Raw genomic sequence first — 12,513 nt, forward strand, 5'->3', positions numbered from 1 at the left:
TGATGGTGGCACAGCTTGAAGGAGATGATGATACTTGGAGAAACGATATCGGTCCCATCAACCAAAACGCACGGATTACTTAAACGTAGGAGTACTCATCACGACACATGGTATTCGAGGAGATGTACGTGTGCGTTCAGATACTGATTTTCCTGATGTCAGATTTGCTCCTGGTAATCAGCTTCTTCTTAAGCATGAGGCCCTATCTGGTTTGAAAACGCTAACCGTTGAAAAGTGTCGCACCCATAAAGCAAATTTATTAATTAAGTTCCAAGAATGGAATAATATAAATGAAGCAGAACCCTATAAAGGGGGTCAATTACTGGTAGAGCGTGATGATTTAGTAACTGTCGACCAGACAGAGGGTGAATTTTATTTTCATCAAATCATTGGATCTGAAGTAGTGACAACCACGGGCGATATCATTGGCAAGGTGACGGAAATTTTACCGATGCCAGCTAACGATGTATGGGTGGTTCAGGCACCAGGGCGGAAAAAAGATATCCTACTTCCTTATATCGAATCAGTGGTGAAGGAAGTAGATATAGCGCACAAAAAAATCACAATCGAGTGGATGGAAGGATTAGATTAACGGTGACGAAGATACGCTTTGATGTATTAACCCTTTTTCCCGAGATGTTCACGGGCTTTTTGGATACGAGTATGATAAAAAAAGCACATGAAAAAGGATTAGTTGAAACCTCTGTGATCAACTTTAGAGATTTCACCACGGATCAACATCGTACCGTTGACGATTCTCCATATGGAGGTGGCGGAGGAATGGTGTTAAAACCAGACCCAATCTTCGCTGCCGTAGAATCGATATGTGAACATGAAGCGAAACCACCTCCTGTGCTGTTGATGTCTCCACAAGGAGCTCCTTTTACCCAAGAAAAAGCGGAAGAGTTAGCACATCATTCTCGTCTTATTATCCTGTGCGGACATTATGAAGGTTATGATGAACGTATCCGTGAACACTTGGCCACAGAGGAAATTTCGATTGGCGACTATGTTTTAACAGGTGGAGAACTTCCTGCTATGGTTGTGATGGATAGTGTAAGTCGTTTGATAACCGGAGTGCTTGGCAACCATTCTTCAGCGGTGGATGATTCTTTCTCAACGGGATTATTGGAGTATCCCCAATACACACGTCCTGTAGAGTTTAGAGGTCACCGCGTACCAGATGTGTTGCTATCTGGTCACCATCAAAAGATTCAAAAATGGCGTCGAGAGCAATCTTTACTCCGTACCTATGCGCGTCGTCCAGATCTATTGGAGACGGCTGCGTTGACTGAGGAAGATCGTTTTTTCTTGCGTCGTTTACAAGAAAAAAAACATAGCTGATTTTGCTGGATTGAGTTCACATAAGCTGTGTGATAAAATATCTCCGTTCATATGAAACGGATGATGGCGATGAATTTTTGAAAGGAGGGAAAGGAAATGCATCCTACGCTTCGTTCTGTATCAGCAGATCAAATTAAGCAAGATATTCCACAATTCCGTGCAGGGGATACGGTGCGTGTCCATGTAAAAGTTATCGAGGGACAACGTGAACGTATTCAGTTGTTTGAAGGTGTTGTGATCCAACGTCGTGGTGGTGGAATCTCCGAAACGTTTACCGTTCGTAAGATTTCTTATGGTGTTGGTGTTGAGCGTACATTCCCACTGCATTCACCTCGTATCGATAAACTCGAAGTGATTCGTCGTGGTAAAGTTCGTCGTGCGAAACTTTATTACCTACGTAGCTTACGTGGTAAAGCGGCACGTATTAAAGAAGCACACCGTAAATAGTTTACTGCGTTTTAACCAAAAGGGCTTGTCTATACAAGCCCTTTTGTTGCATCTTAAAGTTCAAGGAGGTCTCAATGCGTTCATTTATTCCTCGTTCAGAACATTTAAAGCACAAACGAAAAAAGCGAAGAAGAGAATGGTGGCCCTATTTTTTTGCAGCAATGGTGATTGCGATTTTGGTTCGTCTTTATGCATTGGAACCTTACGATGTTTCAGGAGATTCGATGCAAAAGAATATTAATTCGAGTGACTTGGTGATGATCAATAAATTTATTTACCATTTCACAAAGCCGACTCCCAATGAAGTGATTGTGTTTCAAGCGACGAAGGAGAGTAAATATATTAAACGCGTAATCGCTGTAGCTGGACAAACCGTTGAAGCAGAAAATAATAAGATACTAGTTGATGGGGACTTGATTGAAGAGCCTTATTTAAATTCTTCTTCTCGAACCACGGATTTTAACCTCGTAGAGGTTCCAGCAGGTCATGTTTTTGTTTTAGGTGACAATCGCATGGAAAGTCGCGATAGCCGTCATATTGGAACCGTATCGCTAGACCAAATCATCGGGCGAGCTGAGTTGATTTACTGGCCACTGGGTGAGATGAAGTTTTTATAGGGTGAAATAAGGAGTAGGTACTTAAATGAGTATACAATGGTTTCCGGGACATATGGCAAAAGCAAGAAGACAAGTTGAAGAAAAATTAAAGATGGTTGATGTAGTCTATGAATTAGTAGATGGTCGACTTCCTTTGTCTAGTCGTAACCCGATGATGGATGAAATTATCAGAAATAAACCGCGGCTTATATTACTGACCAAATGTGATTTAGCTGATGAAGCAGGCAATGCCAAATGGATTCAGTACTTCCAACAGCGCGGACATACGGTCTTACCAGTCGACGCACAAACGGGTAAAGGGGTAAAGCAAATACATGGGATCACCGAAAAATTACTACAGCCGATGTTTGAAAAACGAGCAATGAAGGGGATTCAATCCAAAAAAATGCGTGCTATGGTAATCGGAATTCCTAATGTAGGCAAATCTTCACTCATTAATCGCCTAGCCAATCGTTCAGCAACGGTTACAGGAGATCGACCCGGTGTGACGAAGGCACAGCAATGGATCAGACTAGGGAATCATTTGGAGTTATTAGATACCCCAGGTATCTTATGGCCCAAGTTTGATGATCAAGAAACTGGATTTAAGTTAGCAGCGAGTGGTGCAATTAAAGAAGAAATTTTGGCAACCGATGAGATTGCCTTATATATGATCCATTTTTTGAAGAAGCATTATCCGCAAGCATTAGCAAAACGCTATCAGATTGCAGATGTCGAAAGTTATGAAGATGTTGCGTTGATGGAAGAAATGGGTAGAAAAAGAGGTTGTCTGCAACGCGGTGGTGTGATTAATTATGAGAAAGTAGCTGAAATCTTCTTAAATGACTTACGTGGTGGTCGGATTGGACGCATTACCTATGAATTACCTGAAGACTGGATGGAAAGCGAAGATGAAAAATAAAACACAAACCATAAGGGAGATCAAAGCATGGCTGTCAACGGTTCCTGATTTACAGGCGTCTGAACTGCAGCTTCTTCAACGTGATTCAAGGGCAGGAGTCCAAAAACTTTTACAGTCTTTTTTAAGAGAAAAAGCGAAAAAACAGCAGGAACTGGAACGGCTAGCGAGAATGTGGAAATACGAAGAAAAATATCGAGATCTGGGGTATCAATGGATCGCCGGAGTGGATGAAGCAGGGAGAGGCCCACTCGCGGGCCCCGTTGTGGCGGCCACCGTTATTTTGCCACCTGATTTTGATGTAACTGGCTTAAATGATTCAAAGCAAGTTTCTGAACCCGAGCGCAAACGATTAAGAGATCATATTAAACAACATGCCATTGCATATGGCATTGGTTATGTACATGCAGCTGAAATTGATCAAATAAATATCTTACAAGCTACATACCTAGCTATGCGCAAAAGTATTGAAACGCTTAAACAAGAACCCTCTCTTCTTTTAACGGATGCAGTCACCATTCCTCAAGTCCCCGTTCCACAGCGAGCATTTGTGAAAGGGGATACGTTAAGTCATTCCATTGCAGCGGCATCTATTTTGGCTAAAACGGCTAGGGATGAATGGATGAGAAGTGCAGCTCAAAAATATCCGCAATACGGTTTTGAGAAGCATATGGGATATCCGACTCCAGACCATCTGGCTATGCTAGAAAGATGGGGGCCTACGGATATTCATCGAATGAGCTTTGCTCCCGTAGAAAAAAGGATGAGAGGTGTAAACGTTGCCCAAAGACCGTAGAAAGTTGGTAGGTAGAATCGGGGAAGAAATGGCAACTCAGCATTTACAAAAACAAGACTTTAAAATTGTAGCGCGTAATTGGACTTGTTCACAAGGAGAATTAGATATTATTGCTTATGATGAGAATGAGTTGGTTTTTGTAGAAGTGAGAACGACAAGTGGAAGCCGTTATGGATTGGGCTTAGAATCCATCGGCTTTCGTAAACAGAAAAAAGTCAGAACAGTAGCACTACACTATATGAATAGCAAACATATATTCCATACTTCCATTCGATTTGATATGATATCAGTAAAGGTGGACAAAAACTTAGCTCAAGAAGAAATCGTACATATTAAGGGTGCCTTTTGAGTGCAAAGGAGAAGATAGAATGAATGGTAAAATCACAACAATTGAAAATTTTAAACTAATCGGTTTAGGGTGGACAGGTCCATATGAAGCTGCAGCGCGCGGGGATATTGTGAAAGTGTGGAAAAACTTCTTTTCGCGATTACCAGAGATAGCGGGCATCGTCGAAAAAAATGTTTATTACGCACCTTTTCACAGTCGTAAGACGGATTTTACCTACTATGTAGGGGTAAAAACAGAAGCTGATGTTCAGGTTCCCACAGGATTGATTCAGCTAGCTATTCCTGTACAACAATATGCGATGTTTACGCACCAAGGACCGATAAGTCAGGTTGAGCAATCGTATTTACAAGCTTGGGAATGGATGAAAGAGCAAAAGTTGGATAAAGATGTATCTGTCTTGACGCTTGAACGTTACGATCATCGTTTTCACCCGATTCATGATGAAGCTGAAAGCGAAACCAATGAATATGAAATCTATATTCCAGTGCAGAAACGGGAGTGAAGGTGTTGTATGCGAAGTTAAATAGTGCTTCTATTCTTGGCGTTGATGGAATGATTGTAGAAGTAGAAGTGGACATCAGTAATGGCCTTCCCGTATTTGATCTAATTGGACTCCCTGATTCAGCGGTACGCGAGGCTCGTGATCGTGTTCGTGCTGCTGTTAAAAATAGTGGTGTAAATTTTCCGCTACAGCGTATTACGACGAACTTAGCTCCTGCTGATATAAAAAAAGAAGGAGCGGGCTTTGATTTAGCCATCGCAGTAGGAATTTTAATCGCGAGTGGTCAACTGACGTGCGCCACGCTAGAAGATACTCTAATAATTGGAGAGCTTTCATTAGAAGGAAAATTACGCCCACTAAAAGGCACACTATCGATGGTGATGGTTGCGAAAGAAAAGGGGATCCACCGCGTGATTTTGCCAGAAGCGAATAAAGAAGAAGGAGCGCTAGTTGCTGGAATGGAAATCATACCCGCCTCTTCTTTAACAGAGACGGTCTCCTACTTACGAGGAGAATGGTGCCCGCTCCCCATTCGAGCAGAAGTAAGACAAGATGAAGCCTCTTTTACACATGATTTTGCTGATGTACAAGGACAAGTACATGTGAAACGGGCTATGGAAATTGCAGCTGCGGGTGGGCATAATCTAATGTTAATCGGTCCGCCTGGCTCTGGAAAAACCATGTTAGCGCGTCGCATCTCCACAATCTTACCTACTATGCTGATACAGGAAGCATTAGAGGTTACTAAAATTAGTAGTATTGCAGGAACCTCAAGCGTGTCAAGTGGTTTGATTCGTGAGCGTCCCTTTCGCTCACCTCATCACACAATATCTCAGGCTGGACTTATTGGAGGTGGCAGCATTCCCAAGCCGGGAGAAGTAAGCCTAGCACATCGAGGCGTTCTTTTTTTAGATGAGTTACCCGAGTTTTCAAAGTCAACACTGGAAGTATTACGCCAGCCTTTAGAGGACCAAGAAGTGACATTAGGACGCGCACGAGCCGTACTCACATTCCCAAGTTCATTTATGCTCCTATGTAGTATGAACCCATGTCCGTGTGGCTACTTCGGCTACGAAGAAGATCGCTCCTGCACTTGTACACCCCCACAAATTCAACGCTATCGCGCTAAAATCTCAGGACCATTACTCGATCGGATTGATCTACACATTAGTGTACCGAGAGTAGATTATGAAACACTAAGCGCAAGAGAAGTTAATGAATCCTCAGCAGAAATACGTAGGCGTGTCGCAAGTGCGCGTCACATTCAAGCGAAACGGTTTGAAGAACAGCATCATTTAACAAATAGTAACATGCAAGCAGCTGATATGCGTGTGTATTGTCAACTGAACGTTGCTGCTCGCCGACTTCTCCAACAGGCATTTGAAAATCTCGGTCTGAGTGCCCGTGCGCATGACCGCATCTTAAAAGTAGCACGTACTATAGCTGACCTTGCCCAGTCAGATATGATCGAAGTTGGACATATTGCAGAAGCGATCCAATATCGGACACTGGATCGAAAGTACTGGGAGTGAATTTGTATGTATCGAATATAGGGAAGTGATAATCAAGATACAGATTGGGGTGATATTGGAGGAAAAATGATATATAGATAGGATTCCATAATCGTGTATGATATATATGATTATCTTTAAAATGGGAGAGTTTACATATGAAAAAAGTGTTCGTTTTTATCACAGATGGTTTTGCCGATTGGGAAGCAAGTTACGTAACGGCAGAGTTGAATAAACCAGAAACGGGTTTTCAAGTTCAGACGATTGCGATTGACAAGGAACCTAAAGTTTCAATGGGAGGATTGACCGTGCTCCCAGACTATAGCTTACAGGACTTTTCGTTTGAATTGAAGTTTGCCATACTGATTATTCCTGGAGGAACAGGGTGGAGAGAGCCCAAAAATCATCAAGCAGAAAAGTTGGTAAAGTATTGCTTTGAACAAGGCATTCCAGTCGCAGCTATTTGTGATGCCACTACTTTCTTAGGTGATCATGGATTTTTGGATCATTATGCACACACTGGAAATTCATTGCCGTACTTAAAAGAAGGAGCACCTAACTATCGAGGTGATGAAAAATATGTTGCTGCGCAATCCGTTCTTGACGGCGGCCTTATCACAGCTAATGGAAGTGGAGCAATCGAATTTTCAAGAGATATCTTACATAAATTGGGTGTTTTAGAAGGGAAAGACTTAGAAGAGTGGTATGATTTATTTAAAAAAGGATTTATCAGGAATTAAGATGTCAAAGAGCGAAATACGTCTTGCGAATGGGAGAGAGACGGTTCAGGTCGATATCTGATAGTAGGATATCGACCTGTCACCACTTACGGTGTGATCTTCGCATATATACAGGTATCACATAAGGTACTACCGTCCGCAGAGGGTGTATCCTTTCTAAGGGTACCTTCTAATACAAAATTCAACTTCTTTGCAATGGCTCTACTCTTGATATTATTTGGATCGCATCTGATTTCCACGCGCTGGGCTTTCAGTTCTGTGAAGGCAAAGTTGGTGATCCCAACTACAGCCTCAGTGGTATAACCTTTTCCCGTAAAGCGCGTATCTGTCCAGTATCCAATTTCAAATTTGGGTACGTCCCAATTGATGCGATGGAGCCCAGATGAGCAAACAAATTGACCTGTATCTTTATGGAAAACAAGGAATCTGAGGTCTTCTCTTTGTAAAAATTTGATGTGAGCTTCACGAATATTTATTTCTGTCTTCTGTTCACTTTGTTCACCATGGGCAAACGGCAGCCAAGGTTTTAACTCATTTAGTGAGGCTGTCAGGGCATGGTAGACCGCTTTCCCGTCACCAGGCTTTGGCATCCTGATTAACAATCGTTCCGTTTCAAATTCATGAGGGAAGTCCAGTAGGATCGGATTCATTGTAGCGCTCCTTAGGGTTAGATTTTTTATAGGTATACTATGAATAAACTTTTGAAGTCGGTAGCAGACTTATAGTCCGATCGGATATCTACCACATAATATTTGAAATATGATAACATAAAATTATATTTTTTATCAATATTAAAATTAAGGTGGAATGATCATATGGCTACCAGGAGGTCCATGCTTAGAAGTTTGTTTTTTAATGATTATGGACAAGGAAAAGGATGCTCCAAAATGGGTAAGTGTATTTTGAGCGGATATGCCTTCCTTCCAGCCATAATTTAGCGTAGTCTGCCAAGCGTGTTTATCCTCAATGTTACTTATCAATGAAGGATTAAATTGTCCTTCCTAGGCTAGGAAGTCTTTTCTTATGAGGTGGGCTTAGTCCCCGACTTCTATAATAGGGATTTCTTAATCAAAGGAAGGAACGGGTATGATTTACGCTATGATCAGGTAAAACCAATCGCGAGATTTCGAGTGTAGGAGTGGGAAGATGAGTGTACATTTAAATCATAAACAAGAACGTGTCATTTCATTAACAGAACACTTTGTAAAAAATGAACTTTATTATGATAACACTGGGCATGATTGGTGGCACATTTCTAGGGTAACAAATATCGCAAAGAAAATAGCTATAATTGAAAATGCAGATGTTTTTATATGCATCATAGCCTCTCTTCTGCATGATATAGCTGATGAGAAAATAAGTGGAGATGAAGAGATTGGATTATATAGAGTGGAACATTGGTTGAAGAAAAATGAGGTTTTAAATGGGGATATTGCTCATATTTTAGAGATTATTTCCACGATGTCCTATAAAGGAGGAACAAATAAATGTACGATGTCAACATTAGAAGGGAAAATTGTTCAGGATGCCGATCGATTAGATGCAATTGGAGCAATTGGAATTTCACGTGTAATGTGTTATTCAGCTGTAAAACAAAGACCCATTCATCACCCCGAACTTACACCTAGAACGGTTATTACATTAGACGATTATCGAAATTCGGGTACAGCAATCATGCATTTCTACGAGAAATTATTGAAGCTAAAAGATCTTATGAATACTGATTATGCAAAGCAATTAGCAGCAGGAAGACATGAAGTACTAGAAAAATATCTAGAACAATTTCTTTATGAATGGGACGGAATAAAGTGAATTCACACGATCAAAAGCCGAGCGTCAATTTAAGACGGACGCTTGGTAAAAGCGATATCAAGATGAACTTGCAAAAGGTATCGCTCGATTATTGAAATCGTAATGTATGGGTAGAAATGCACCACGAAGGAAGCGCTCTTTCTTTTTCGGTCAAATTGACTTAAGATCAATCTAGAAAATCATCTAATCGATTGTGAGGAATTTCATATATGAATAAAATGAAAAAAGGGTTGAAGCTACTAGGACTCGTACTATTCTCTTTCTTTTTCTTTTTAGCAGGCGTGTTTCACTTTATCGAAGTACAAGGATTTGCCAACATGATCCCTGATTTTATTCCATTCAGAGTAGAACTTGTGTATATGACGGGGATCATTGAATTTATATTAGCTGTTTTCTTACTCATTCCTAAGACTCGTGAAACAACTGGGATGATCACCGCCATTTACTTAATACTCATTTTTCCTGCAAATATTTATGCGGCTGTTAAAGGGATTCCCGCTCCTGGACAAGAAGAAGCGAATCAAACCCTTCTTTGGGTGAGATTATTATTTCAGCCGCTCATGATCTGGTGGGTATGGGCAGTAAGTAAAAGTGAACAGAAGGATCGGACCGTGTAGGTGTCTGACCCTTTTGTTCTTATGCGATTAAATTTCTAAATATTTTGAATGAGAACCATTCAGAAATATTTTTGTTCAAAAAAACACAAGAAGGACACAAGTTATTTGTAAACTGTCGTAGTAGCAAACGAGATAAATGAAGGAAGGAAGTCGTTTGATGCTAAAAAAAGTCTTATCCTTTATCCTTATATCCAGCATTGTATGGGCTGGATTAATAGGGATTTCAACACTGGAAAGGAATTCGGCAGCTTACCAGGATGGCCAGAAAGGGTTGTATGCTTATTATACTAGAACTGAATTCAATGAGCACAGCAAACAAATATCAGGCGATCATGCTGATATTATCGTTAATTTAGATGACAAAGGTCAGTTTGTCTTTTCGAGAAAGTATAGCTATCGTCCTACATGGGTTACCAGTAATCAAGAAGAAGTTGTTGATCACTTAGCAAGCATAAAGGGGGACGGACCGGCAGAGAAAAACTTTGATAAACGGTCTACATATAGTTATGCACGTATTATTGAACAATCAAATGAGCAAGTAGTCATTCATTGGCGATATTTTCCTGATTTTAACAAACTGGATCCTACGGGTGTGGTGCATGAAATCTACACAATCAAGCGTAATGGTATCGTTATACGAGAGTTTAAAAAGGGAACGGAAAAAGTAGAAGATTGGGATGATCCGAAGAATAAGATCGTACAAACATTTCGGTTGACTGCTAAGGGTATCCGTAATATTGACAAACAAGAAAGCAGTTATTCTGCCAAAGCTGAACCTGTTAAGGGGAATCCAGTTTTATCTCCAAGCAAGGAAAGTCCTGTAGCTTGGTGGAAATTTGATGAAGGTGAGGGAAATCAGGTTACGGAAGTGCACAGTGATCGGAAAACAACCATCGCTGGGCATACGAGTTTATGGAAAAAAGGCATTTCGGGAATGGCATTAGGTTTTGATGGATATTACGCGAATATTAATATTCAAGGTCAAGATACGCCACAAATAAAAGAAAATTTCACCATAGACACATGGGTAGTTCTAGGTGCTTATCCGTGGGATAAAGCTCCTATTATTCATCAGTCCACTCATTTTGGTGAAGAGGGTTATTATCTAGGATTCAATGAACAGGGTCAAATCACTTTTACCGTCAATGGTCAAGAAATTGTAACTAACAATCCAGTTAACCGTAATCAATGGCTTCATATCGTTGGAACTTATGGAGAAGGGAGCATGGAAATTTACCTGAATGGCGTGCAAGAAGCGAAGCGATCTGTTTTTGGGGAAGTAGATATACCATATGAAAAACCACTTCGAATTGGTCTAAATACAGAAGCGTTAAGTGCAACTGCTCCTGTGCGAGAAGAGCAAAACTATCCTACTTTGTTCGGATTAGAGGGTTTAATTGATGAGGTCAAGATTTATAATAAAAAATTATCTGCTGCAACAATCACAAGTACATTTAATCGTATAAAGCCAGGTGACGCAATAACGAAGAACCCTGACATCCAAAAGCGCATACTTCCTGGAGAACCTGGAGCAGGGGCCAAATTTGGCGCCACCTATAAAAGATTAAAGTATCACGATTTATGGGATAACATGTGGCGAGTTGATCCTTATAGTGATGTAATTGTAAAATTCGACAAGCTACCTACAAATTATGTGTATTGGCGAGGCACCTCTTATGGCGTGAATATGGTAACTGAAAATAATTTGTGGATGTCAGACCAAAGTGTAGAACTAGCAAATGCAAATGCCACACCAGGTAAACCATCATTAGCAGAGCATATGTCAGATAAGGAAGCACGTTATTCTCATGTTCGTGTTTTAGAAAATACCGATGCACGTGTTGTCATTCATTGGCGTTATGCGGTGAATGATGTGTTCTTCAATCAGGCGTTTGAAACTGATTTTGTGGACGAGTACCACACCATTTATCCAGATGGAACTTTATTTCGAAGTTTGGAGTATTGGGGCTTTTCAGATCACATGAAAGAGGAAGATGTGGATTTACTCATAGAAGGGGATTTACAACCATTGACACCTGCTGATAAATTACCATCCGATATTATAAATGAGCAGGCGCTATCTATTGCAAACATAGATGGAACGAAAAAAGATCTGATTTATGATGGGTCTCAATTCAAAGAAGACGGAGAGTACTTAGGCGAAATCTTAATGGCTAATTTCAAATCTAATTGGAAGATCTTCACGGCATTTCAGGCAGGAGGGAACGGTGGACCATGGGGCAAAGAAGAGCAATCACCTCACTCCAACAATATGTTTACGGGACCATGGAACCATTGGCCAGTTGCGCGCATTGTTTCAGATGGAAGATATGCTTTTGATGGAGATGGACGCGTTAATCACTTTGCATTATCCACAAGTGAAGGGCATTCCGCCTTTATGTATGGGTTTTCCAATCAGTTTAATAAAACGAAGCAGGATATAACTGATCTTATTCCAATTGTGAAAGCATGGCGGCAAAGTCCGGAACTAACGAATTTACAGGGTGGAATAGATGAGGATTATGATGGTGAGCAGCGAGATTATAACTTGGTGATGCATGAAGATTCGCTGAACTTTACTTTAAATGGTTCTGTGGAAAATCCGATTCATAATCCGGCATTTGAAATTTTGAATTGGAACAGTGACCATAAGGCAGAACTTTTTATGGATACGAAAAGAGTGCGTAACTTTCGGCAAGGAATTGTACGTGATACAGATGGCGTACAAAAACTAATCCTTTATCTGCCATTGGATACCCAAGATAAAATGAACCTAGAAATTCGAAAAGTAAAGTAGAAAACAATTTAAGTGAAATCAAAAGGGATTGCATGAATTAGAGAGGTTGGATATATTTTGCTAAAAAGAATTATTAAACACAC

General features: G+C 40.6%; 14 protein-coding genes. 13 read left to right on the forward strand and 1 reads right to left on the reverse strand.

The features are described 5' to 3' along the window. Positions 1-34: 34 nt before the first annotated feature. From rimM to IC619_RS07825, 10 genes are all read left to right on the forward strand, one after another. Positions 35-592, forward strand: a complete 558-nt coding sequence (rimM, locus tag IC619_RS07780; protein ID WP_191140120.1) for a ribosome maturation factor RimM — start codon at positions 35-37, stop codon at positions 590-592. Positions 593-603: 11 nt separating this feature from the next. Then, positions 604-1,344, forward strand: coding sequence for a tRNA (guanosine(37)-N1)-methyltransferase TrmD (gene trmD, locus IC619_RS07785; RefSeq protein WP_191140203.1), 741 nt, complete (start codon positions 604-606; stop codon positions 1,342-1,344). 96 nt (positions 1,345-1,440) lie between these two features. Continuing rightward, positions 1,441-1,791, forward strand: coding sequence for a 50S ribosomal protein L19 (rplS, locus tag IC619_RS07790; RefSeq protein ID WP_191140121.1), 351 nt, complete (start codon positions 1,441-1,443; stop codon positions 1,789-1,791). Positions 1,792-1,865: 74 nt separating this feature from the next. Then, positions 1,866-2,408 (forward strand): signal peptidase I, encoded by a 543-nt coding sequence (gene lepB, locus IC619_RS07795; protein WP_191140122.1) that lies wholly within the window; start codon positions 1,866-1,868, stop codon positions 2,406-2,408. A 25-nt stretch (positions 2,409-2,433) separates the two neighbouring features. Further along, a complete protein-coding gene (gene ylqF, locus IC619_RS07800; RefSeq protein ID WP_191140123.1) occupies positions 2,434-3,309 on the forward strand; it encodes a ribosome biogenesis GTPase YlqF in 876 nt (291 codons plus the stop codon). Then, positions 3,299-4,102, forward strand: a complete 804-nt coding sequence (rnhB, locus tag IC619_RS07805) for a ribonuclease HII (protein WP_191140124.1) — start codon at positions 3,299-3,301, stop codon at positions 4,100-4,102. Before ylqF ends, rnhB begins: the two co-directional genes overlap by 11 nt. Continuing rightward, on the forward strand, positions 4,086-4,451 hold the full coding sequence (locus IC619_RS07810) for a YraN family protein (protein ID WP_191140125.1): 366 nt from the start codon (positions 4,086-4,088) through the stop codon (positions 4,449-4,451). The genes rnhB and IC619_RS07810 overlap by 17 nt, the downstream gene beginning before the upstream one ends. A gap of 19 nt (positions 4,452-4,470) precedes the next feature. Next, positions 4,471-4,953, forward strand: coding sequence for a GyrI-like domain-containing protein (locus IC619_RS07815; RefSeq protein ID WP_191140126.1), 483 nt, complete (start codon positions 4,471-4,473; stop codon positions 4,951-4,953). A gap of 5 nt (positions 4,954-4,958) precedes the next feature. Further along, positions 4,959-6,485: a YifB family Mg chelatase-like AAA ATPase gene (locus tag IC619_RS07820; RefSeq protein ID WP_191140127.1), complete on the forward strand. Its 1,527-nt coding sequence runs from the start codon at positions 4,959-4,961 to the stop codon at positions 6,483-6,485. Between the two features lie 137 nt (positions 6,486-6,622). Further along, positions 6,623-7,204 (forward strand): type 1 glutamine amidotransferase family protein, encoded by a 582-nt coding sequence (locus tag IC619_RS07825; RefSeq protein WP_191140128.1) that lies wholly within the window; start codon positions 6,623-6,625, stop codon positions 7,202-7,204. Positions 7,205-7,290: 86 nt separating this feature from the next. On the opposite strand, the gene IC619_RS07830 is transcribed toward IC619_RS07825, so the two are convergent. Next, positions 7,291-7,854: a GNAT family N-acetyltransferase gene (locus IC619_RS07830; protein WP_191140129.1), complete on the reverse strand. Its 564-nt coding sequence runs from the start codon at positions 7,852-7,854 to the stop codon at positions 7,291-7,293. A gap of 496 nt (positions 7,855-8,350) precedes the next feature. Between IC619_RS07830 and IC619_RS07835 the strand changes: the two genes are divergently transcribed. From IC619_RS07835 to IC619_RS07845, 3 genes are all read left to right on the forward strand, one after another. Beyond that, positions 8,351-9,016 (forward strand): HD domain-containing protein, encoded by a 666-nt coding sequence (locus tag IC619_RS07835; RefSeq protein WP_191140130.1) that lies wholly within the window; start codon positions 8,351-8,353, stop codon positions 9,014-9,016. 209 nt (positions 9,017-9,225) lie between these two features. Then, on the forward strand, positions 9,226-9,633 hold the full coding sequence (locus tag IC619_RS07840) for a DoxX family protein (protein WP_191140131.1): 408 nt from the start codon (positions 9,226-9,228) through the stop codon (positions 9,631-9,633). 157 nt (positions 9,634-9,790) lie between these two features. Beyond that, on the forward strand, positions 9,791-12,430 hold the full coding sequence (locus IC619_RS07845) for a LamG domain-containing protein (RefSeq protein ID WP_191140132.1): 2,640 nt from the start codon (positions 9,791-9,793) through the stop codon (positions 12,428-12,430). Positions 12,431-12,513 lie beyond the last annotated feature (83 nt).

The sequence above is a fragment of the Polycladospora coralii genome, from assembly GCF_014773435.2.
GTDB classification, from domain to species: Bacteria; Bacillota; Bacilli; order Thermoactinomycetales; family Thermoactinomycetaceae; genus Polycladospora; species Polycladospora coralii.

Coding starts and splice junctions, on each gene's coding strand:
- rplS (WP_191140121.1), top strand. CDS start 1,441: ATGCATCCTACGCTTCGTTCTGTATCAGCAGATCAAATTAAGCAAGAT.
- lepB (WP_191140122.1), top strand. CDS start 1,866: ATGCGTTCATTTATTCCTCGTTCAGAACATTTAAAGCACAAACGAAAA.
- ylqF (WP_191140123.1), top strand. CDS start 2,434: ATGAGTATACAATGGTTTCCGGGACATATGGCAAAAGCAAGAAGACAA.
- rnhB (WP_191140124.1), top strand. CDS start 3,299: ATGAAAAATAAAACACAAACCATAAGGGAGATCAAAGCATGGCTGTCA.
- IC619_RS07815 (WP_191140126.1), top strand. CDS start 4,471: ATGAATGGTAAAATCACAACAATTGAAAATTTTAAACTAATCGGTTTA.
- IC619_RS07825 (WP_191140128.1), top strand. CDS start 6,623: ATGAAAAAAGTGTTCGTTTTTATCACAGATGGTTTTGCCGATTGGGAA.
- IC619_RS07830 (WP_191140129.1), bottom strand. CDS start 7,854: ATGAATCCGATCCTACTGGACTTCCCTCATGAATTTGAAACGGAACGA.
- IC619_RS07835 (WP_191140130.1), top strand. CDS start 8,351: ATGAGTGTACATTTAAATCATAAACAAGAACGTGTCATTTCATTAACA.
- IC619_RS07840 (WP_191140131.1), top strand. CDS start 9,226: ATGAATAAAATGAAAAAAGGGTTGAAGCTACTAGGACTCGTACTATTC.
- IC619_RS07845 (WP_191140132.1), top strand. CDS start 9,791: ATGCTAAAAAAAGTCTTATCCTTTATCCTTATATCCAGCATTGTATGG.